The following is a 21,473-nucleotide window of genomic DNA, read 5'->3' on the forward strand; positions in this document are numbered from 1 at the left end:
TCTTGTCGACTTGTCGATGGCGTGCCCCGGATGACGGGCGGAGCGGTCACGTTCTAACGTGGGTGTCCACACCCAAGCCCGCAGGCCGCTGGCGACATTGGCATCGGGCCAACACCACACACGAGATCCCCTGGCCAAAGCGCTGCGCACCGCGCCGTCCAGGGCCGTTTGTCGATCTTCTCGAGCCCAGGGGTGGCTCGGCTGTCGAAAGGATGGGCGCATGAAGATCCGCGTCGAGCGTGACGGGCTGGCCGACGCCGTTGCCTGGGTGGCACGGAGCCTGCCGTCCCGGCCGCCGGTCCCGGTGCTGGGCGGTGTGCTTCTCGACGCCGGTTCGGACGGGACGACCGACGCACTGACCGTCTCCGGCTTCGACTACGAGGTGTCGGCCACGGTCGGTGTGCCCGCGACGATCGCCGACGGGGGGCGGCTGCTCGTGTCCGGCCGGTTGCTCGCGGACATCACCAAGTCCCTGCCCGCCCAGCCGGTCGAGATCTTCGTCGACGGCTCCCGAGCTTCCATCACTTGTGGCAACGCGCGGTTCAGCCTGCCGACGATGCCGGTCGAGGACTACCCCGCGCTGCCGGCCCAGCCCGCGCTCGCCGGCGAGGTCGCCGGTGACGCCTTCGGCCAGGCCGTCACCCAGGTCGCCGTCGCGGCGGGCAAGGACGACACGCTCCCGATGCTCACCGGGATGCGGCTGGAGATCTCCGGCAGCTCGCTGACCCTCGTCGCGACCGACCGGTTCCGGCTGGCGATGCGCGAGTTCGCGTGGCAGCCGGCCGAAGGGCTGGCGGACGCCGCCGTCCTCGTCCCCGCCCGCACGCTCGCCGACGCCGCGAAGTCGCTCGGCGCCAGCGGTGCCACCGTTTCCGTCGGTCTCGCGAGCGGCGAGGGTCTGCTCGGTCTGTCCGGCTCCGGCCGCTACACGACGACCCGGCTGCTCGACGCGGAGTTTCCGCCGTACCGCCAGCTGTTGCCCGCGCAGCACACCTCCCGAGCGGTCATCGAGGTCGCGCCGCTGTCCGAGGCGATCAAGCGTGTGTCGCTGGTCGCCGAGCGTGGTACCCAGGTGCGGCTGGAGTTCGCGGACGGTTCGCTGCGGCTTTCCGCCGGTGGTGACGACGAAGGCAGCGCGGAAGAAGAACTGCCCGTGGACTACGAGGGTGAAGCGGTGACGATCGCGTTCAACCCCGGCTATCTCGTCGACGGCCTCGGGGCACTGCACGCCGATCGCGCGGAGCTGACTTTCACCACCCCCAACCGGCCGGCTTTGATCAAGCCGGCGGACGAGCAGGGCCAGGTCATTCCTGGTTACCTCTACCTGTTGATGCCGGTCCGCCTACCCGGCTGACCGGCGCCCGCGAACGAAGCAGAGGGGAATTTCCAATGGTTCAGCTGGGACTCGTCGGCCTGGGCAAGATGGGTTTCAACATGCGGGAGCGGCTGCGCGCGGCCGGGCACGAGGTGGTCGGCTACGACCGCAACGAGGCCGTCAGCGACTCCTCCTCGCTGGCCGACATGGTGTCCAAGCTCGACGGGCCGCGGATCGTCTGGATCATGGTTCCGGCCGGTGGCCCCACCAGGGACACCGTGGCCGAACTGGGTGAGCTGCTGAGCGAGGGCGATCTCGTGATCGACGGCGGCAACTCGAAGTTCACCGACGACAAGCACAACGCCGGGGTGCTCGCCGAGAAGAAGATCGGCTACCTCGACTGTGGCGTCTCCGGTGGCGTGTGGGGCAAGGACAACGGGTACGGCCTGATGGTCGGCGGCGCGGCCGCGGACGTCGAGCGCGCGATGCCGATCTTCGACACGCTGCGCCCGGAAGGTCCGCGCGAGGAAGGCTTTTCGCACGCGGGCTCCGTCGGCGCCGGACACTACGCGAAGATGATCCACAACGGCATCGAGTACGGGATCATGCAGGCGTACGCCGAAGGGTTCGAGCTACTCGAAGCCGCGAAGGTCGTCGAAGACGTGCCCGCGGTGATCAAGGGCTGGCAGCGCGGCACCGTCGTCCGCTCCTGGCTGCTCGACCTCCTCGTCCGCGCGCTGGACGAAGACCCGGACCTCGACGACCTCGAGGGTTACGTCGAGGATTCCGGCGAAGGCCGCTGGACACTGGAAGAAGCGATCAACAACGCCGTTCCCGCGCCGGTCATCTCGGCCGCGCTGTTCGCCCGATTCTCTTCGCGCCAAAAGGATTCCGCCGCCATGCGCGCGGTCGCCGCGCTGCGCAACCAGTTCGGCGGGCACGCGGTCAAGAAAATAGGTCAGTAGCAGCCTTGTACCTCCGTCATCTCCAGGTCACCGACTTCCGCTCATGGGAGCACGTCGACCTGCCGTTGACACCGGGGCCGACCGTGCTGGTCGGGCCCAACGGGCGGGGGAAGACCAATCTGCTCGAGGCCATCGGGTACGTCGCCACGCTCGGCTCGCACCGGGTCGCGACCGACGCGCCGCTGGTCCGGCACGGTTGCGAACGCGCGCTGGTGCGCGCGGCCGTGGTCAACGAGGACCGCGAACTGACCGTGGAACTGGAGATCACGCCCGGTAAGGCGAACCGGGCGCGGATCAACCGGGGGCAGGTCGGCAAACCGCGCGACGTGCTCGGCATCCTGCGCACGGTGCTGTTCTCCCCGGAGGACCTGGCGCTCGTGCGCGGTGATCCCAGCGAGCGGCGCCATTTCCTCGACGATCTTTTGGTACTGCGCGCGCCGCGCTGGGCCGGGGTCCGGTCCGACTACGACCGCGTCCTGCGCCAGCGGAACGCGTTGTTGAAGACAGCCGGTAAGAGAAAGGGAACGCGCGAAGATCCGTACGCGCTGTCGACGCTCGAAGTGTGGGACAACCACCTCGCGACCGCCGGCGGCCAGTTGCTCGCGGCCCGGCTCGACCTGGTCGCGGACCTCGCACCGCACGCCGCTGCCGCATACATGGGGGTGGCGCCGGATTCGAGGCCGGCCAAGATCTCCTACCGATCGAGCCTCGGGGCCGCGCTGCCTGCCGGATACGGAATTCCCGGCGGGGAACGGGCCGATCCGGACAAACTGGCGGGTATCCTCGTGCAGTCCTTGTCCGAGGTTCGGCAGGCCGAGCTCGACCGCGGGGTCAGTCTGGTCGGTCCGCATCGGGACGAGCTGGAGCTCGTCCTCGGCGAAGCGCCGGCGAAGGGATACGCCAGTCACGGGGAGTCCTGGTCCTTCGCGCTCGCGCTGCGCCTCGGTTCGTACGAGCTGCTGCGGGCCGAAAACGGTGAGCCGGTGCTGCTGCTCGACGATGTGTTCGCGGAGCTGGACCGGCGCAGGCGGGCGCGGCTCGCCGAGGTGGCGGCCGGTGCCGAACAGGTGCTGGTGACCGCCGCGGTGGACGAGGACGTGCCCGAAGAGCTATCGGGCACGCGGTTCGCGGTCTCGGACGGGGAGGTCAGGCGTGGCTGAAGAAGATTCAACAAGATCAAATCAGGCACACCGAGTGACCGGCGCCACACATTTTATGCACCGATCTGGGGACAACTCTGTGGATAGTGTGGATAACACGGTGAGCGAGTTATCGCCGCCTGTGATCAAGAGGCCAAATGAGTCGTCCTCGGCCACTGGTACGGGGGTTAACCCCGACGAGGGGACTCTATCGAACACGCAGAGTGATCCCGCGCCTGGGCCGAACGAGCAGGGGTCCGGACGCGACCTCGCCAGGGCGGCATTGGCGGCAGCCAGGGCGAAGGCCGAAGCCCGCGGCGTGGAGCCTGGCGTGCGCAAACGCGCCAAGCCCAGCGATTTCAGCCAGAACCCCCGTCGCCGCCGCTGGTCCTCGCCCGGCGCCGACGCCCGTGATCCCCAGCCGCTCGGCAGGCTGATCTCCCGCCTCTCCGCCGAGCGGGGCTGGGCGGCCAAGCTCGCCGACGGCCAGGTCTTCGGGCAGTGGGCGCAGCTGGTCGGCGAAGAGGTCGCCGAGCACGCCCAGCCGGTTTCGCTCAAGGACGGCGAGCTCACCGTCCGTGCCAGCTCGACGGCCTGGGCCACGCAGCTTCGCCTGCTGCAGGGCCAGTTGCTGACCAAGATCGCCGCCGCCGTGGGGCACGGCGTCGTCAAGCGGATGCGGATTCACGGGCCCACCGCGCCCAGCTGGCGCAAGGGTTTGCGGCACGTTCCCGGCCGCGGTCCTCGGGACACTTACGGCTGACACTTGAATGCGCCGAGATGCCCCGGCATGACGCAGAGCCATCTCGGCACCCATCTGGGTTCGAGTTCGTGCGTCTGTGACGAAATCAGGGGTGTCCTTGCCGCATGTATGCGGAGGTGGCCAAGTAGAATATACGGGGAGCGGGGAACCCTTGGGCGAGACTGAGGAGAAAGCAGGCCTGTGGCAGCCAATCAGAGTGACTACAACGCGTCCTCCATCACCGTGCTCGAGGGGCTCGAAGCCGTCCGGAAGCGTCCGGGTATGTACATCGGCTCGACCGGCGAGCGCGGTCTTCACCATCTTATCCAGGAAGTCGTCGACAACTCGGTCGACGAGGCGATGGCGGGCTATGCGACCAAGGTCGAGGTGACCCTGCTGGCCGACGGCGGCGTCCGCGTCAGCGATGACGGCCGCGGCATTCCGGTCGCCATGCACCCCAAGGAGAACCGGCCGACCATCGAGGTCGTGCACACCGTGCTGCACGCGGGCGGCAAGTTCGACAGTGACTCGTACGCGGTGTCCGGTGGCCTGCACGGCGTCGGCATCTCGGTGGTCAACGCGCTGTCCACGGCGCTCGACGTCGAGGTCTGCCGCGAGGGCAGGCTGTGGAAGCAGCACTACGACCACGCGAAGCCCGGCGAGCTCATCGACGCCGGACCCACCGACGCGGCCGGGACCACCACCACGTTCTGGGCGGACCCGGACATCTTCGAGACCACCACGTACAACGCGGAGACGGTCGCGCGCCGGCTGCAGGAGATGGCCTTCCTCAACAAGGGGCTGTCCATCACGCTGCGGGACGAGCGCGTCAGCGACGACGACACCGAGACCGACGTGGACGGTCAGCAGGCCAGGGTCAAGGAGCGCATCTACCACTACCCGGGTGGGCTCGAGGACTTCGTCAAGCACATCAACGGCAGCAAGGACCCGATCCACCCCAGCGTGATCTCCTTCGACGCCAAGGGAGACGGCCTCGAGGTCGAGGTCGCGATGCAGTGGAACAACTCGTTCACGCCATCGGTGCACACCTTCGCGAACACGATCAACACGCACGAGGGCGGTACGCACGAAGAGGGTTTCCGCGCGGCGCTCACGCGCGTGGTCAACGTCTACGCGCGCGACAAGAAGCTGTTGAAGGAGAAGGACGAGAACCTCTCCGGTGAGGACGTGCGCGAGGGTCTCGCCGCGATCGTGTCCATCAAGCTTTCCGAGCCGCAGTTCGAAGGGCAGACGAAAACCAAGCTGGGCAACAGCGAGGCGAAGTCGTTCGTGCAGAGCAAGACGAACGAGTGGCTGTCCGACTGGTTCGAGCGCAACCCCGGCGAAGCCAAGACGATCATCAACAAGGCGGTGTCCAGCGCACAGGCGCGGATGGCCGCGCGGCGGGCCCGGGATCTGGTGCGCCGCAAGGGCGCGATGGACATCGGCGGGCTGCCGGGCAAGCTGAAGGACTGCCAGTCCACCAACCCCGAGGAGTGCGAGCTCTACATCGTGGAGGGTGACTCCGCGGGTGGTTCGGCCAAGGAAGGGCGCGAGTCGCGGTTCCAGGCGATCCTGCCGATCCGCGGCAAGATCATCAACGTGGAGAAGGCCCGGATCGACCGGGTGCTCAAGAACAACGAGGTCCAGTCGCTGATCACCGCGCTGGGCACCGGCATCCACGAAGACTTCGACATCACGAAGCTGCGCTACCACAAGATCGTGCTGATGGCGGACGCCGATGTGGACGGCCAGCACATCCGCACGCTGCTGCTGACCCTGCTGTTCCGGTTCATGCCGCAGCTCATCGAGCACGGCCACGTGTACCTCGCGTGCCCGCCGCTGTACAAGATCAAGTGGCCGCGGGCGGAGCCGGAGTACGCCTACTCCGACAAGGAGCGCGACGGGCTGATCGCCGCCGGCGCCGAGGCGGGCCGGAAGCTGCCGAAGGACGACGCGATCCAGCGGTACAAGGGTCTCGGCGAGATGAACGCCGAAGAACTGTGGGAGACCACAATGGACCCGTCGCACCGGTTGCTGCTGCAGGTGACGCTCGACGACGCCGCCGCGGCCGACGAACTGTTCAGCGTGCTCATGGGCGAGGACGTGGAGGCGCGCCGCTCGTTCATCACCCGCAACGCCAAGGACGTCCGGTTCCTGGACGTCTGAACCAGCCTCTCTGTCCAAAGTGCACTGACTCTGTTTTTCCTTCGAGAAGGACCCCATGACGGAAACCTTGCCGCCGGATCACGACCGCACCGAACCGGTCGACATCCAGCAGGAGATGCAGCGCTCGTACATCGACTACGCGATGAGCGTGATCGTGTCGCGGGCGTTGCCGGACGTTCGCGACGGGCTCAAGCCGGTGCACCGCCGCGTGCTCTACTCCATGTACGACTCGGGTTTCCGGCCGGACCGCGGGTACAACAAGTGCTCGCGCGTCGTCGGCGACGTGATGGGCAACTACCACCCGCACGGTGACTCGGCGATCTACGACGCGCTCGTCCGCCTCGCCCAGCCGTGGTCGCTGCGCTACCCGTTGATCGACGGGCAGGGGAACTTCGGCTCGCCGGGCAACGACCCCGCTGCCGCCATGCGGTACACCGAGTCGCGGCTCGACCCGCTGGCGATGGAGATGCTCCGGGAGATCGACGAGGAGACCGTCGACTTCTCGGACAACTACGACGGCCGCACCCAGGAGCCGGACGTCCTCCCGTCGCGCATCCCGAACCTGCTGGTCAACGGCACATCCGGGATCGCGGTCGGGATGGCGACCAACATCCCGCCGCACAACCTGCGCGAGGTGGCCGACGGCGTCATCTGGGCGCTGGACAACCCCGAGGCGAGCGAGGACGAGCTGCTCGCCGCGTTGCTGCAGCGGATCAAGGGGCCGGACTTCCCGACCAAGGGCCAGATCCTGGGCACCTCCGGGCTCGAGGAGGCGTACCGCACGGGCCGCGGTTCGGTGAAGATGCGCGCGGTCGTCGAGGTCGACGAAGACGTCAAGGGCCGCACGATCCTCGTCGTCACCGAGCTTCCGTACCAGGTCAACCCGGACAACCTGGTGGAGAACATCGCGTCGCTGGTCCGGGACGGCAAGCTGACCGGCATCTCCGACATCGCGGACGAGTCGAACAGCCGCCGCGGTATGCGCATCGTGGTCACGCTGAAGCGGGACGCGGTCGCGAAGGTCGTGCTGAACAACCTCTACAAGCACACCCAGCTGCAGTACAACTTCGGCGTCAACATGCTCGCCCTCGTCGACGGCGTGCCGCGGACGCTGCGGCTGGACCAGGTCGTCCGGCACTACGTCAAGCACCAGCTCGAGGTCATCGTCCGGCGCACCCGGTACCGGCTGCGCAAGGCCGAGGAACGGGCCCACATCCTGCGCGGGTACGTCAAGGCGCTGGACATGCTGGACGAGGTCATCGCCCTCATCCGCCGGTCGCAGACCGTCGACATCGCCCGCACCGGCCTGATCGAGCTGCTGGAAGTCGACGAGATCCAGGCGAACGCGATCCTGGAAATGCAGCTGCGGCGGCTCGCCGCGATGGAGCGGCAGAAGATCATCGACGAGTTGGCCGAGATCGAGGCCAAGATCGCCGACTTCAAGGACGTCCTGGAAAGGCCGGAGCGGCAGCGGCAGATCGTCAAGGACGAGCTGACCGAGATCGTCGAGAAGTATGGTGACGACCGGCGCACCGAGATCATCCCGTTCGACGGCGACGTTTCGGTCGAAGACCTGATCGCGGTCGAGGACGTGGTCGTCACCATCACGCGCACCGGCTACGCGAAGCGGACTAAGACGGATCTGTACCGCTCGCAGAAGCGCGGCGGCAAGGGCGTGCAGGGCGCGCAGCTCAAACAGGACGACATCGTCCAGCACTTCTTCGTGTGCTCGACGCACGACTGGATCCTGTTCTTCACCAACAAGGGCCGGGTCTACCGCACGAAGGCGTACGAACTGCCGGAGGCGAACCGCAGCGCACGCGGCCAGCACGTCGCGAACCTGCTGGCCTTCCAGCCGGACGAGACGATCGCCCAGGTCATCGAGATCCCGAACTACGAGGTGGCGCCGTACCTGGTGCTCGCCACGCAGAAGGGTCTGGTCAAGAAGACCAAACTGAGCGATTTCGACTCGAACCGCTCGGGCGGGCTGATCGGCGTCAACCTGCGCGAAGGCGACGAACTGGTCGGCGCCGTGCTCGCCGGCCCGGAGGACGACCTGCTGCTGGTTTCGGCCGAAGGGCAGTCGATCCGCTTCCACGCCACCGACGAGGCACTGCGCCCGATGGGCCGTGCCACCTCGGGCGTGCTGGGGATGCGGTTCAACGACGGGGACGAGCTGCTCGCGCTGAACGTGGTGAAGCCGGAGAAGTTCCTGCTGGTCGCGACCGACGGCGGGTACGCGAAGCGCACACCCATCGAGGACTACCCGGTGCAGGGCCGCGGAGGCAAGGGTGTGCTGACCATTCAGCACGACCGGAAACGTGGCAGGCTGGTGGGGGCGCTCATCGTCGATGTGGATGACGAGCTCTACGCCATCACCTCCAGCGGCGGGGTCATCCGGACCGCCGCCGAGCAGGTGCGCAAGGCGGGCCGGCAGACGAAGGGCGTGCGGCTGATCAACCTCGGGGAGGGCACCACCCTGCTCGCGGTGGCACGCAACGCGGACGAGCCTTCGGACGTCGGTAATGGTGAAGGCAACGAAGGAGACGAGGCCGGCGCGGACAACGCCGGGTAAGGACTAGTTGGTGACTTCCCCCGAAAACTCGGAGCAGCCGACAGCCACCGGTGAAGCGGCGACTCCGCCTTGGCAGCGATTGAGCAAGGACGCCTCCGGCAACGGCAAGTCGGAGACCACATCTGAGCAGTGGTTTCCAGGCGGCCAGGCCGGGGAAAGTGTGTTGTACTCGAACGGCGGCGGTGATGAGCAGCCGGTGGTGACCGGCACCGCGGCACAGGGGCTGTTCGGCAATCCCGGCCCGTCGCAGGATGACGCGCTGGCCGGGCTGAGGGGGCAGGAGACAGTGAGCGTGGCCGGTCCCGGCGTGAAGCAGCGCTCCGCACCGAGCGCGCTGCGCCGCCCTGGTCGCGGCCCGCGCCGGGCGAGCCTGCAGGTCAAGCGCTTCGACCCGTGGTCGGTGCTGAAACTGTCGCTCGTACTCGGCGTCGCCATGTTCTTCGTCTGGCTCGTCGCGGTCGGCGTCCTGTATACCGTGCTCGACGGCATGGGCGTGTGGGACAAGCTGAACGGCACCTACTCGTCCCTGGTCTCCGGCGACGGCGGCGACGCCCCCGCCGACCCCCTCATCAGCGCGGGCCGCGTGTTCGGCATCGCCGCCATCCTCGGCGCGATCAACATCGTGCTGATCTCGGCGCTGGCCACCGTGAGCGCCTTCATCTACAACGTCTCGGCCGATCTCGCCGGCGGGCTGGAGGTCACCCTGTCTGAAAGGGAGTAGGAGGCATCCTGTAGTCTTTCTCCGTTCCCACAGACGGGCCCATAGCTCAGGCGGTTAGAGCGCTTCGCTGATAACGAAGAGGTCGGAGGTTCAAGTCCTCCTGGGCCCACCACCACCCCGGTTCGCCAATCGGCGAACCGGGGTTTTTGTGTTCAGTGAACGACTTCGAGCACCTGCTTCTGCAGGCCGTTGCTGTAAGGCTCGGACTCGACGAGCTTTAGTTTCTGCGCGTCCTTGTCCGTGGTGCTGAACAGTCGTTTGCCCGCGCCGAGCAGCAGCGGGAAGACGAGCAGGTGGTAGCGGTCGATCAGGCCCGCGTCGGACAGGCCGTGGTTCAGGGTCGCGCTGCCGTGCACGATGATCGGGCCGCCGTCGGTCTCCTTGAGTGCCGCCACCTCGTCCAGCGAACGCAGGATCGTGGTCTCACCCCAGCCGGACACCAGCCCGTCCTCGGTGAGCGTGGTGGAGACAACGTACTTCGGCATCGTCTTGTATCGCGCGAACTCCGCCATTCCTGGCCACACCGGCGCGAACGCCTCGTAGCTGACCCGGCCCAGCACCATTGCGGTGGACTCTTCCTGTTCTCTCCCTTTGATTTCGAAGGCTTCGGGGACGAACTCGACCTCCTTGAAGGTCCATCCGGCGTTCCGGTAACCGGACTCTCCGCCCGGCGCCTCGGCGACGCCGTCGAGCGAGATGAAGGCCGTGCTGATGAGCGTGCGCATGGGAATCTCCTCGTTTCCAGTATCAGGTCCTACGAAAGGTCAGACTCGCGTAGACAAGAAAAGTTGTCGGTGATGTGGTGAAGAGTTTGACGCGCGTGACGTGTGTAACGAGCAGACCGGACTTGCGCCCTCCGCTGTTTAGGGTCGTGGACAACAACCGTCAGCGAGGGGAGTGGGACATGTTCGGCCGTCTGGGTCGCCGGGCCGGCCGGCAGGGAGAACCGGTCAGCTTCGAGTCCGGAGCGGGACTGGTCAGCGCCAGGGTCCGTGACGAACAGGGCCGCCCCATGCCGGGCGCGGAAATGTCGTTGCGGCACAAGCGATCGCAGCGAGTGAGCCGGACCGCGGCGGATGACTTCGGGCTGGTGGTCTGCACAGCGGCGGCCGGCAACTATGAGGTCTCCATCAACGTCGGCGGTTACCGCACGGTCACACAGAATGTCGATGTGGCGACGGGCGACCACACCGCGCTCGGCGAGGTGCATCTCATCCCCGACACCGGGCTCCGGCTGCCCGAGGCCGGCGAATGGATGCTGGACCCGGACCACACGTCGATCCGGTTCGTGGCACGGCATATCGGGCTTTCCCGGGTGCACGGCAGGTTCACCGGGTTCCGCGGCCGGGTGCACGTCGGCGATCGGCCGGAGGACTCGTTCGTCGAGGTGCTCATCGAGGCCGCGAGCATCGACACCGGCTCGCCGAAACGGGATGAGCACCTGAAGTCCGCGGATTTCCTTGATGTGGAACGGTTTCCGCGCCTCCAGTTCTACGCCGACCGCTTCCGGCCCGTGGCAGGCGACCAGTGGACGCTCGACGGCACGTTGAACCTGCGCGGCGCGAGCCGCGGGGTGCAGCTGAACGCGACCTACCTCGGTCTGCGGTCCTGGAACGGCGACCGGCTGGGCGCGGTGGCGACGACCGAACTGCACCGTGAGGATTTCACCATCAACTGGCAGCAGACCCTGGCCAAGGGCCTCGTGGTCGTCGGTTCGACCGTCGAGATCCGGCTCGACGTGCAAGCCGTGCGAGCCTGACGTCGCGGGCCTTGTTCCACGTGGAACGGCCAGGGCCGATGAGGGCCCTCGCCACCCCGGGGCCGCGTGGCGTGCAGTAGCATCGTGTGGTCAGTCAGATCGTCGAGAAGGGGCTTCAGGTGAAGAAGCTGTTGGCGCTCGCGGTTATCGCGGGTGGTGTGCTGTTCGTCATCAAGCGCAACAAGGACGCCAAGGCCGAAGCCGACCTGTGGCGCGAGGCCACCGCCCCGACGGACGGCCCGCTGGGCACCGTCTCGGCGAACGGCAACGCCCCGGCGAAGGCCGCCGGCGCGGGCCACAACAACTGAACTTCCGCGGGCACACGCCCGCGTCCGGGGCTGTAGCTCAATTGGTAGAGCGCTGCTTTTGCAAGGCAGAGGTCAGGGGTTCGATTCCCCTCAGCTCCACACGAGTTCGGCCGGTCAGGCCGGATCACGATACTGGTGCAACACGCTGTTGAAATTCCGCAGCATGTCGATGGCATCCTCGGGCACCGGATCGGGGTGAAAGTGCATCACCTTGTTGCGGATGAGCCGGATCTTTTCCAGTCGTGTGATGAACGGCTGCCGGTCCAATGGCCAGCCCAGCTTTCGCCAGACTTTGCGGTTTTCCAGAATGCGTTGGTAATCACCGAACGAGAGTTGGTCGAAGCTCGTGATCGGCCTGCCGCAGAGCGGCTGCACGGTCGGCACGTCCAAGGCACGGCTCAAGATCCACCGGAGTGTCTGGTCCAGTTCGCCCAGCTGGAAAAACGGGGTGGCCATTTCGCCGTAGCGCTGTGCTACGTCTGATGTGGTCACGATGCCTTTGACCTCGTTGCTCTCGTCCAGGACGAACACGAACTCCCGCTGTTGCAGTGTCGGGAGCACTTCGAAAAGGTCGCGGTCGTATTTGGCGACTTCCACGTGACTGTCGATCGCATCCGCGATGCTCGCATCGGATTTCTGGTGCATGGCCTGAACGATCGACCGCCACGTCACTGCACCGCGCAGGGTGCGGGGACCGTTGAGAACGGCGAGCTGCGAGTAGTCGTTGAGGAGCATTTTCGTGATTGCTTCCTCGAGCGTGCTGTTCGGACTGACGGACTCCACGCCGGCCAACGGGGAAAGGTTTCCCAGCGTCAACCGGACATTCAGGTCGCTGCCCCCCTCATAGTCCTCGCCGACCGGCAGGTCTTCGATTTCGGATGTTTCGGCCGCCGGAGGTGCTTCCTCGTCATCGGGTGGCGTGGTCAGGGAAACGACCGTGTCCAGCGTGACCGCGCGAAAGCTCGGTGAGGTCATCAATCCGTGGTTGGCCAGGTCCGCTTCGATTTGGCTGACCTGGTCACCACGATCCGTGGCCCCCCACAATTCCAGGAGCTGCCGAACAGATATGCGCTCGGGATTGTGTTCGTCGGCTCGGGCGCGCGCCTGGCGCAGACGTTCATGGATTCGCTGGCGTGCCGTGTCCTCGCTTTGCCGGTAGGCCGCAGCCGCCGCTGTCGAGATCGCTCGGTCGAGCAATTCCTGACGTACCGCGTCCAGCAACCGGTCCTGATCGACCACCAGCCAGGCGTGCCAACCATCGACTGCTCGCATTCCGGCCGCCACCATGGCGGCCCGCGATGGCGAACGGAACTCCTCACCGTCAGGCTCGAGCCGGATCCGGCCTTTGTCGGTGACGGTCGCGTCGTAGGTCACGCCGATGCGGTTGCGTTTGAACCTCAGCTTCGTGCCGGCCTTGATCAAACCCGCTTCGAGCAGATCCGCCACCGTGACGCGGCGACCGCCGATCAGGTACATCGAGCGACCGCCGGCGAGCTCGTCCTTGGTTTCCTGCGTCCCACCGGTCAACGCGCTCACCACTTTCGCAGTCCGGCGAACTTGCGTCGGGCACCGATCGCTTGTTTGAGTACTCTCTTCTCGAGTTCTGTTTGGCTGAGCCGGTTCACTCGCGTCAGCTGCAACTCGGCAGCGACAGCGAGCAAGCTTTCCCGGTCCAGGTGTTCGGCGTGAAGGTACGCCGTTCCTTCTTCTTCGGTCTCGGTTTCGCGCAGCCGTGTGGCGATGGCCGCCACGTCCACATCCAGCCTCTTTTCGGGCGGCGTAGCCGAAGTAGGTGCCGCCTTGACCTCATCGACTTCGTGGTCGGTGCCGTGTGTCGCCAGGCGGTCCACGAGGTTGGTGCGGTTGAGGTTGCTGTACCGGGTCAGACCCATGAATTTGGCCACCCGTTTCAGCCCGGCAACCGACATCCCGGCGGCGTTCAAGTAGGCCCGGCGTTCGTGCTCCGACAGCCGTCCAAGATCTTGCGCCACCTGCAGCGGATCGTCGGAAGGCATCAAGCCTCGGGAAGCTTTCGCCTCCTCATGCGGTCGTGCATCGAAGGGCGCCTGTGCTTCGTCGGGAGCCGAGACCTTCAGCTGCACCGTCCCACTGGCTATCGCCTGCAATGTCGCTTCATCCTGGTGCGCAAGGAATTGATACAACCGTGCCTGCAATGCGACGAACGCCTTCAGACCGTTCACCGCTGACCACCCGGCACCAGCTCGAGCGCGCTCAATACCTCGTCGGTGAGCTCATGGAACTCCCGGACTACCTCGTCCCGGCCAGTGGTGCGGAGCATCGCGGGCACGCCACTTTCACCGGCGTCGCCGAAGTGGCGAGGGCTGTTGCGGATCCTGCTCTCCAGCACCGGAACCCGCGAATTCAGGCGCACTTCTTCGATATACGTGTGCTGCGCCAGAGTCACCTGCTGCGAATAGATCTGCACCATGGTGAAGACGACCCCCAGGATGCCGGGATCGATGGGACGATGGTTCCTGGTGCCGCCCTTGTGGTTGACGAAATCGTTGAACTGTTGCACCAGCGCGGCGCAGTTGCCGACGAGGTAGTCCAAACCCAACGTGGACAGGTAATCAGCCTTGGCCGGAACGAGGATCTGTTGGCTGGCGACGATCGCGGTCTTGGTCACGAGGCCGAAGTTGGGTGCGCAGTCAATAAGCACGAGATCGTATTCGGCGAAGTGAGCGTCCTCCAGCGCCTGTCGCAGGCAACCGTGGAGGTCCAGGAATTTCCGCTTCGAGCCGTCCAGGGTGGTCGTCCCGCCGAGTCGCGCGGCGAGTTCGAGATCGATGTCGATGAGGCCGAGGTGAGAGGAGATCAGATCGAGTTGCCCCGCGGTGTTGTCCAGCGCCTTGTTGACCCGTTCCGGCGTGACGACGAGATCCGCCAAAGAGGTGTCCCGGCCCGGTATCTCGGCGTCGTACCACTGCCTGATGGTGCGGTTGTCCTTCAAGCTCTGGTGCCAATCATCGATCGAGAAGAACGAGAACGTCAGGTTGGTCTGCGGATCAAGATCGATCAGTAGTACGCGCAGGCCGCGACTTGCGGCGACCGCCCCGAGGTTCGCGGTAAGAGTCGTCTTACCCACACCACCCTTGTAGTTCATGACCGCGACGATCCGCATACGCCTCTCCCCAGAAAGATCGAATTCGCCTGTCAATCGATCTACGACCTTCGCAGAGCCCACCTGACGAAGGCAACTGCGGAAATGTGGATCGACACGAAAGTGAGTCCTGGATACGCCATTCGTCGTACTCGCTATACCGCTCTGCTGGACGATTCACGGCAGGGAGTAACAAGCCGGCCGAGTAGGGAGCAATATTCCGGTTTCACCATTCCGAACCACGACGACGTCATGACCGCTGGACCACGCCTTCCTTCGAAATCGTCAACGGGTTGCCCGGTAGTTGTCCGGCGACGATCGCCGCCAGTGAGACCGCGAAACCGAGCAGCTGCACCGGATTCAGCGTCTGTCCCAGCACGAGCACGCCCAGCAGCGCGGCGACGATCGGTGAAAGCAGGGTCAGCACCGCCACGGACGTGACGGGCAAAGTCGTGATTCCGCGGAACCACAACACATACGCGATCAGTCCGCCCGCCAGGCCCAGCCACAGGTAGCCCGCCACGGCGGGCAGGTCGATCGCGGGCGGCGCGCCCTCCACCAAGAACGTCATCGGCAACAGGACCACACCGCCGGCCGCGAGTTGCCAGCCCGCGAATGCCGTCGGGCTCACGCCATCCGGTCGCCCCCAGCGTTTCGTCCATGTCACGCCGAAAGCCATCGACGCGGCACCGCCCAGCCCGGCCGCGATCCCGACCGGATCGACCCCGGCGCCAGGGCGAATCACGACCAGCCCGACACCGACGAGCCCCGCCACGCCCCAGCCGAGTTTCCACCCGGAAGGCCGTTCGCCCAGCAATGTCACCGCCAGCACGGCGACGACGATCGGCTGCGACGCGCCCAGGGTGGCGGCCACGCCACCGGGCAACCGTTCCGCGGCGACGAACAGCAGCGGAAAGAACAAACCGATGTTCAACACCCCGAGCGCGGCCGCTTTCGCCCACCAGATCCCGCGGGGCAAAGTCCGGGTCAGCGCCACCGCGACCAGGCCCGCGGGCAACGCGCGCGCCAGCCCGGCGAACAGCGGATGACCGGCCGGGAGCAGCTCACTCGTCACCAGATACGTCGTGCCCCAGCTCGCCGGGGCCAACGCTGTCACCAGTCTCTTCATGCTTTCCAGTGTTGGTTGACCTGCGTACATGAGTCCAACACATCGTTGTCATCTCACTGATCTGACTTCACGATTGATCCATGGAGCTTCAGCAGATGCGCTACGTCCTGGCCGTCGCCGAAACGAACAGCTTCACGCGTGCGGCGAAGCAGTGCCTCGTGGTGCAGTCCGCGCTCAGCCACCAAATCGCCCGCCTGGAGCGCGAACTCGGCGCCAGACTCTTCGAGCGCACCAGCCGTCGCGTCCGGTTGACGGCCGCCGGCCGGGCTTTCCTGCCCGAAGCGCGCCAATGCCTTGACGCCGCCGAGCGTGCGGCCGCCCGGGTCGCCGCCGAGGTCGGGGAGATCCGCGGCCGGCTCACCGTCGGCGTCATCCCGACCGTCGCCGCGGTGGACATTCCGGCTGTACTGCACGAATTCCACCAACGACACCAGCAAGTCCGCATCGGCCTGAAGGTCGGTGCCAGTGCGGACCTGGCCGAACAGGTCGAGCGGGGCGCGATGGAGGTCGCGTTCCTCGGGCTGCCGGCCACCGCCCACCCGCGTGGCGTGCGGGCGCACGAGTTGGCGCGCGACAGGCTCGTCGCGGTTGTCGCGCCGGGGCACCCGTTGGCGGGTGAGCGTGAAGTGGACTTACAGCGGCTCGCGGACGAGTCTTTCGTGGACTTTCCGGCCAAAACCGCGGGCCGCCTCCAGTCCGATCAGGCCTTTGCCGCAGCCGGCCTGCCGCGGGAGGTCGCCTTCGAGGTCACCACCGCAGACCTGATGCTTCGCCTGGTGCTGCAGGGTTTTTGTGTCGGATTACTGCCGTCTGCGTACACGCCACAACTCGGCGGGGTGATCACGATTCCGGTGACCGACGCGCCGGCCAGGGTCGAGTACCTCGTCTGGCCTCGGCTGGGGCTCACGCCCGCGGCCGCCGCTTTCCTGGACGTGCTGGACATTCCCGCTTCTGATGTCACTTGACCGGGCGATTCTGCTCTTTCCCCGCGCGGTGATCCCCGCCTGCACGGAGGATCGCGGTAACCCTGAACTGGCTCTTCCGCGAAACCGAAAGGTCGTCGATGGCGCAGGAAGCGGTGTACCGCAGGTTGGCGCTGGGCGGAGTCGCGTGCCTGGTAGCGGGCGTGATCGCCACCGGAATGCAGGCCAATGTGCCGGTCGCGCGGGCGGCCGGCGGGATCAACCCGGTGATGCCGGTCGCGCCGAACGACGTGCAGGCCGACCCGAGCCACGGGTTCCTTGTGCTGGTCGAGAAGGACGCGAACCTGTACGAGAACGAGACCGAGGGCCCGGTCGCGATCGGCGGTGACGTGCGCTTTCGCAGCTACCAGGTCGCGTTGAACAACCCGGGTACCTACATCGCGCCGGGGGACAGCGTGGTCTCCGGCCTGGTGGTCGGCGGCGCCCCCGACTACGCGGGCAGCCCGGCCGACGGCCAACTCCGCGTGCTCACCAACACCTACGCCAAGATCGGCGACCTCTCCGGTTCGGACGTCGAAGCCTCCGGATCGCACACTTTCGTCGAGCCCTCCGGCGCCGGCCCCGGCGTGCTGCCGGACGTCGACATCCAGACGGCCCAGCCCGAGGCCAGCGTCGGCGGCACCAGCGGGTTCGATTTCCCCGCCCTGTTCGGGATCTACCGCGGACTGAACGACCGCATCGCGGACTGCCCGCAGACCATCACGCTGAAGGACCAGAACGGCCAGGCGGAGTGGAACGGCACCGACCCGGTGGCCACGATCGGCCTGGAGCCCGGCGAGAACGTGCTGACCCTGACCGAGGACCAGATGTCGGCGCTGAAGTACATCAACCCGGTCAACGGTTCGCTCCAGCCCGGCGACAACGCCTCACTGATCATCAACGTCCAAAGCCAGGGCGACTACGACTGGCCCGTGCCGCAGGTCAGCTGGCAGGGCAACGCCCCTTCGCGGCACGTCCTCTGGAACTTCACCAACGACGGCACCATCACGTTGCCCGAGGGCTCGGCCACGGTCTGGGGCACGGTCTACGCACCCAACGCCGAGCTTGTCGACCACAGCTCCAACAACATCGAGGGCAACGTCGTGGTCCGCGAGTTCACCCACGGCGGCGCGGTCGCGGGCGGTTCCGGATCGAACGGCGGCGAGGTGCACTACGCGCCGTTCTCCAACACCGTGAGCTGCCTGGACAACGACGTACCGACCACCACTGAGCCGACCACCACCACCGAGCCGACCACCACCACAACGGAACCCACGACGACGACCACCGAGTCCTCGACGACCACGACCACGACCACCGTGCCCACCACCACGCAGCCGACCTCCACCGAACCGACGATGACCACCACCACGACCAGCTCCGAATCCGGCGGGATCGTGCCGACGACGACCTCCGAGACGGGCGAGTACCCGGGGCAGCCGGGGCCGTCCGACAAGGGCCCGTCGAGCGGCGAACTGGCCAGCACCGGTGTGTCGATCGTGCCGTGGCTGGTGGTCGGGCTCGGGCTGATCGGCTTCGGCGTCGGCATGCTGGTGTTCGGCAGGCGGCGGGCACGGGGATCGTCCCAGAACTGACCCGCGTTACGTTGGTGCGGTGACTTGGACGGCCCCCGAGGCGGAGATCGTGTTCGGTGCCACCGCCGCCGACGAGCGGACGATGCTCGCCGGTTACCTGGACTGGCACCGCAGCGTGCTGCTGCACAAATGCGCCGGGCTCACCGGTGAGCAGCTCGCGGAGCGCAGCGTCGAACCGTCGAGTCTTTCGCTGCTCGGGCTGATCCGGCACATGGCCAAGGTGGAGCGGATCTGGTTCCGCGAGCGGTTCGCGAACCTGCCCGTCGAACGGCTGCACGCGGGCACCGACACGGATTTCGACCAGGCCGATCCGGCGCGGGCCGCCGAGGACTACGCCCAGCTGCTGGAGGAACGCAGGCAGGCGGACGAAATCGCCGCGCGGGCGTCGCTCGAGGACACGTTCACTTTCGACGAAAACGTCTTTTCCCTGCGTTTCGTCTACCTGCACCTGATCCAGGAATACGCGCGGCACAACGGGCACGCCGACCTGCTGCGCGAACGCATCGACGGGGTCACCGGAGCTTGAGCAAACGAAGGAAACCGGCGCAGCCGATCCCGGGCGATTACCCGGTCCGCTTCGGCACGGCCGAATTGCGCGCCGACGCCGACCGGCCCGGCGGCTGGCTGCTGAGCGTCGACGGCATCGCACAGTCCTATGTGGACCTCGACGAGCCGCGGCACCTCGAGTTCGACTACGTGCGGCGGATGGGCGACGTGATCGATTGCCTTGGCACGGCAGGGGTGCCGATGGACGTGCTGCACCTCGGCGGCGCCGGGTGCACGTTGCCGCGGTATGTGGCGGCGACGAGGCCGGGGTCGCGGCAGCTGGTCTTCGACGCCGACGGCGAACTCATCGAGCTGGTGCGGGAACACCTGGATCTGCGCGGTGTGCCGAAGCTGCGGGTGCGTATTTCCGATGCGCGCGAAGGCGTCGCGACCCGGTACGACGATTCCGCGGATCTCGTGATCGCCGACGTTTTCCAGCGGGCGAGCATGCCCGGCGGGCTCGCCACGGTCGAATTCACCACCGACGTCGCTCGCGTGCTGCGGTCGGCCGGAACGTATTTGATCAATATCGCCGACGGCCCGGGGCTGGTCTTTTCCCGCCGCGTGGCCGCCACCGTCGCCGAGGTTTTCCCGCACGCACTGCTCCTCGCGGAGCCAGGTGTGTTGCGGGGCCGCCGATTCGGCAATGTCGTCCTCGCCGCGGCGAAGAACGAACTGCCGGTGCAGGCAGTGGCGGCGCGGGCGGCATCGGCGGCATTCCCGGCACGGTGCGTCGCGGACGCGGATTTCCGTTCCTTCCACGGCCGCGCCAAACCGCTGACCGACGACGCACCGATGACCGCGCCGACACCGCCACGCGGTTCGTTCGGTTAGCCCACCAGCTCCCGGAACCGGTCGACGGACACGTTCCCGCCGGAGAGGATCACGCCGATCTTCGTGCCCGGCAACGAGATCCGGCCCTGCAACAACGCGGCGACGCCCACCGCGCCGCTCGGCTCGACCACGATCTTCAACCGGTCGAACAGGAATCGCATCGCGTCCACGATCTCTTCGTCGGCCACCGTCACGACCTCGGAAACCAGTTCCTTGTTGATCGGGAACGTGAGTTCGCCGGGAGTCCACACGGCGAGCCCGTCCGCGATCGTCCGCGGCGCATCGACGCTGACGCGTTCGCCCGCCGCGAAGGAAAGCTGGGTGTCGTTCGCCGCGCTGGGTTCGACGCCGATCATCGTGATGTCCGGCAGCAGCGAGGTCGCCGCGACGGCGCTCCCCGCCATCAGCCCGCCGCCGCTCATCGGGACGGCGAGCGCGTCGAGCTCGCCGGCGTCCTCGACCAACTCCAGTGCCGCGGTGCCCTGGCCCGCCATGATGTCGGGGTGGTCGTACGGCGGGATCAGCGTGGATCCTTGCTGTTGAGCCAATTCTTCGGCCATTGCTTCGCGACTGTCGGCGTAGCGGTCGAACCGGCGCACCTCGGCGCCGTAGCCGAGCACAGCGTCCACTTTGGACTGTGGCGCGTCTTCCGGCATCAGGATCGTCGCCTTGGTGCCGAGCAACGCGGCGGACAACGCGATCGCCTGTGCGTGGTTCCCGGACGAGTGTGCGCACACGCCGCGTGCCAGCTCTTCGGCGGACAGCTTCGACAGCGCGTTGTACGCGCCGCGGAACTTGAAGGCGCCGATCCGCTGGAAGTTCTCGCATTTGAGCAGTACCTGGGCGCCCACCCGCTCGTCGAGGGTGCGGGAGGTCAGGATCGGCGTCCGGTGCGCGTGCCCGGAGATGCGGGCGGCCGCCGCCCGGATGTCATCGAGGTTCACCTGGACATTATGTCAAATTCTCAGACTGATCGTCTATTTCGTGCGAACCGGGGCGGATCTGGTTCACTGTGCGGGCTATGCGACGAGTCCTGTTGACCCTCGGTGCGCTCGGGGCGCTCGCGGCCTGTTCCGCCCCGCAGCAAAGCGCCCCCGCTTCGTCCTCCGCGTCCGCTCCGCCCGCGAGCGCCGCCGTGCAGGTGCCGCCTGATCCTCAGCCGACCGCCGACGGACCCTGTCCGTACCTGGAGACCTCCTTCATCGCCGACGCCAATGGGCAGCACGTCTCGAAGGTGCGGACGTCGGCCGACCAGCCCCATCCCGCGTGCTTCTTCTACGCGCTGAGCGGTCAGCTGCAGTTGACCGTGCGGGTCTACGTCGGTGACACGGCCGTCGCGAAGGCGCTGGTGGACCAGTCGGCGCCGGTGAACAGCAGCAATCCCGCCACCGACCCCGCTGGCTGGTCCGGCGGTTACCAACCCACCGGCAACGGTGCCGTTTACGCGGTTTCGAAAGCGGGGACGGCCGTCGTGGTGACGACGAACCAGAAGCAGACCGTCAAGGCCAGAACCGTTGCCAAGCAAACGATTTCGGCACTCGGGCTATAAAGGCCGAGTGGCTGAAGTGCCGGTTGGATCTTGTACTACGCTGA

20 protein-coding genes and 2 tRNA genes are annotated in these 21,473 nt (G+C 66.7%); 16 read left to right on the forward strand and 6 right to left on the reverse strand.

Going from position 1 to position 21,473, the window contains the following annotated elements; translation table 11 throughout:
* Positions 1 to 220 precede the first annotated feature (220 nt).
* The 8 genes from dnaN (at position 221) to FPZ12_RS00380 (ending at position 9,738) form a co-directional block, all read left to right on the forward strand.
* A complete protein-coding gene (gene dnaN, locus FPZ12_RS00345) occupies positions 221 to 1,354 on the forward strand; it encodes a DNA polymerase III subunit beta (protein WP_144745358.1) in 1,134 nt (377 codons plus the stop codon).
* Positions 1,355 to 1,389: 35 nt separating this feature from the next.
* On the forward strand, positions 1,390 to 2,280 hold the full coding sequence (gene gnd / locus FPZ12_RS00350; RefSeq protein WP_144745359.1) for a phosphogluconate dehydrogenase (NAD(+)-dependent, decarboxylating): 891 nt from the start codon (positions 1,390 to 1,392) through the stop codon (positions 2,278 to 2,280).
* Between the two features lie 5 nt (positions 2,281 to 2,285).
* On the forward strand, positions 2,286 to 3,440 hold the full coding sequence (recF, locus tag FPZ12_RS00355) for a DNA replication/repair protein RecF (RefSeq protein ID WP_144745360.1): 1,155 nt from the start codon (positions 2,286 to 2,288) through the stop codon (positions 3,438 to 3,440).
* Positions 3,441 to 3,702: 262 nt separating this feature from the next.
* The gene (locus tag FPZ12_RS00360) at positions 3,703 to 4,182 is read left to right on the forward strand and encodes a DciA family protein (protein WP_243769593.1); all 480 of its coding nucleotides are present in this window, start codon (positions 3,703 to 3,705) and stop codon (positions 4,180 to 4,182) included.
* Positions 4,183 to 4,362: 180 nt separating this feature from the next.
* Positions 4,363 to 6,330, forward strand: a complete 1,968-nt coding sequence (gene gyrB, locus FPZ12_RS00365; RefSeq protein WP_144745361.1) for a DNA topoisomerase (ATP-hydrolyzing) subunit B — start codon at positions 4,363 to 4,365, stop codon at positions 6,328 to 6,330.
* Between the two features lie 55 nt (positions 6,331 to 6,385).
* Entirely contained in the window at positions 6,386 to 8,905 is a 2,520-nt protein-coding gene (gene gyrA, locus FPZ12_RS00370; RefSeq protein WP_144745362.1) for a DNA gyrase subunit A, read from the forward strand.
* A gap of 10 nt (positions 8,906 to 8,915) precedes the next feature.
* Positions 8,916 to 9,626 (forward strand): DUF3566 domain-containing protein, encoded by a 711-nt coding sequence (locus FPZ12_RS00375; protein ID WP_144745363.1) that lies wholly within the window; start codon positions 8,916 to 8,918, stop codon positions 9,624 to 9,626.
* Positions 9,627 to 9,661: 35 nt separating this feature from the next.
* Positions 9,662 to 9,738: transfer RNA gene (locus FPZ12_RS00380), tRNA-Ile, on the forward strand.
* 40 nt (positions 9,739 to 9,778) lie between these two features.
* On the opposite strand, the gene FPZ12_RS00385 is transcribed toward FPZ12_RS00380, so the two are convergent.
* Positions 9,779 to 10,351 carry a dihydrofolate reductase family protein gene (locus FPZ12_RS00385; RefSeq protein ID WP_144745364.1) on the reverse strand — a complete coding sequence of 191 codons (573 nt, stop codon included), beginning with the start codon at positions 10,349 to 10,351 and terminating at the stop codon, positions 9,779 to 9,781.
* A gap of 179 nt (positions 10,352 to 10,530) precedes the next feature.
* Here FPZ12_RS00385 and FPZ12_RS00390 point away from each other — a divergent pair, with 179 nt between their 5' ends.
* From FPZ12_RS00390 to FPZ12_RS00400, 3 genes are all read left to right on the forward strand, one after another.
* Positions 10,531 to 11,385: a YceI family protein gene (locus FPZ12_RS00390; protein ID WP_144745365.1), complete on the forward strand. Its 855-nt coding sequence runs from the start codon at positions 10,531 to 10,533 to the stop codon at positions 11,383 to 11,385.
* Positions 11,386 to 11,504: 119 nt separating this feature from the next.
* Positions 11,505 to 11,693: a DLW-39 family protein gene (locus FPZ12_RS00395; protein WP_144745464.1), complete on the forward strand. Its 189-nt coding sequence runs from the start codon at positions 11,505 to 11,507 to the stop codon at positions 11,691 to 11,693.
* Between the two features lie 26 nt (positions 11,694 to 11,719).
* Positions 11,720 to 11,792: transfer RNA gene (locus FPZ12_RS00400), tRNA-Ala, on the forward strand.
* A 15-nt stretch (positions 11,793 to 11,807) separates the two neighbouring features.
* On the opposite strand, the gene FPZ12_RS00405 is transcribed toward FPZ12_RS00400, so the two are convergent.
* From FPZ12_RS00405 to FPZ12_RS00420, 4 genes are all read right to left on the reverse strand, one after another.
* Positions 11,808 to 13,229, reverse strand: a complete 1,422-nt coding sequence (locus tag FPZ12_RS00405) for a restriction system modified-DNA reader domain-containing protein (protein WP_243769594.1) — start codon at positions 13,227 to 13,229, stop codon at positions 11,808 to 11,810.
* The gene (locus FPZ12_RS00410; protein ID WP_144745366.1) at positions 13,226 to 13,894 is read right to left on the reverse strand and encodes a hypothetical protein; all 669 of its coding nucleotides are present in this window, start codon (positions 13,892 to 13,894) and stop codon (positions 13,226 to 13,228) included. The genes FPZ12_RS00405 and FPZ12_RS00410 overlap by 4 nt, the downstream gene beginning before the upstream one ends.
* Positions 13,891 to 14,835, reverse strand: coding sequence for a ParA family protein (locus FPZ12_RS00415; RefSeq protein WP_144745367.1), 945 nt, complete (start codon positions 14,833 to 14,835; stop codon positions 13,891 to 13,893). Before FPZ12_RS00415 ends, FPZ12_RS00410 begins: the two co-directional genes overlap by 4 nt.
* A gap of 229 nt (positions 14,836 to 15,064) precedes the next feature.
* Complete coding sequence (locus FPZ12_RS00420) at positions 15,065 to 15,943, reverse strand: EamA family transporter (RefSeq protein WP_144745368.1); 879 nt, start codon at positions 15,941 to 15,943, stop codon at positions 15,065 to 15,067.
* A gap of 80 nt (positions 15,944 to 16,023) precedes the next feature.
* On the opposite strand from FPZ12_RS00420, the gene FPZ12_RS00425 reads away from it, so the two are divergent.
* The 4 genes from FPZ12_RS00425 to FPZ12_RS00440 all read left to right on the forward strand — a co-directional run bounded on the left by FPZ12_RS00425 (position 16,024) and on the right by FPZ12_RS00440 (position 19,880).
* Positions 16,024 to 16,908, forward strand: coding sequence for a LysR family transcriptional regulator (locus FPZ12_RS00425; RefSeq protein WP_144745369.1), 885 nt, complete (start codon positions 16,024 to 16,026; stop codon positions 16,906 to 16,908).
* 98 nt (positions 16,909 to 17,006) lie between these two features.
* Complete coding sequence (locus tag FPZ12_RS45955) at positions 17,007 to 18,500, forward strand: collagen-binding domain-containing protein (protein WP_144745370.1); 1,494 nt, start codon at positions 17,007 to 17,009, stop codon at positions 18,498 to 18,500.
* 19 nt (positions 18,501 to 18,519) lie between these two features.
* Positions 18,520 to 19,026, forward strand: a complete 507-nt coding sequence (locus FPZ12_RS00435; RefSeq protein ID WP_144745371.1) for a DinB family protein — start codon at positions 18,520 to 18,522, stop codon at positions 19,024 to 19,026.
* The gene (locus tag FPZ12_RS00440; RefSeq protein ID WP_243769595.1) at positions 19,023 to 19,880 is read left to right on the forward strand and encodes a spermidine synthase; all 858 of its coding nucleotides are present in this window, start codon (positions 19,023 to 19,025) and stop codon (positions 19,878 to 19,880) included. The genes FPZ12_RS00435 and FPZ12_RS00440 overlap by 4 nt, the downstream gene beginning before the upstream one ends.
* Here FPZ12_RS00440 and FPZ12_RS00445 read toward each other — a convergent pair.
* Positions 19,877 to 20,824, reverse strand: a complete 948-nt coding sequence (locus FPZ12_RS00445; protein WP_144745372.1) for a pyridoxal-phosphate dependent enzyme — start codon at positions 20,822 to 20,824, stop codon at positions 19,877 to 19,879. The two genes, FPZ12_RS00440 and FPZ12_RS00445, sit on opposite strands and share 4 nt — an antisense overlap.
* 77 nt (positions 20,825 to 20,901) lie before the next feature.
* On the opposite strand from FPZ12_RS00445, the gene FPZ12_RS00450 reads away from it, so the two are divergent.
* Positions 20,902 to 21,429, forward strand: coding sequence for a DUF2020 domain-containing protein (locus FPZ12_RS00450; RefSeq protein WP_144745373.1), 528 nt, complete (start codon positions 20,902 to 20,904; stop codon positions 21,427 to 21,429).
* Positions 21,430 to 21,473: the final 44 nt, after the last annotated feature.

The sequence above is a fragment of the Amycolatopsis acidicola genome (genome assembly GCF_007713735.2).
GTDB lineage: Bacteria > Actinomycetota > Actinomycetes > Mycobacteriales > Pseudonocardiaceae > Amycolatopsis_E > Amycolatopsis_E acidicola.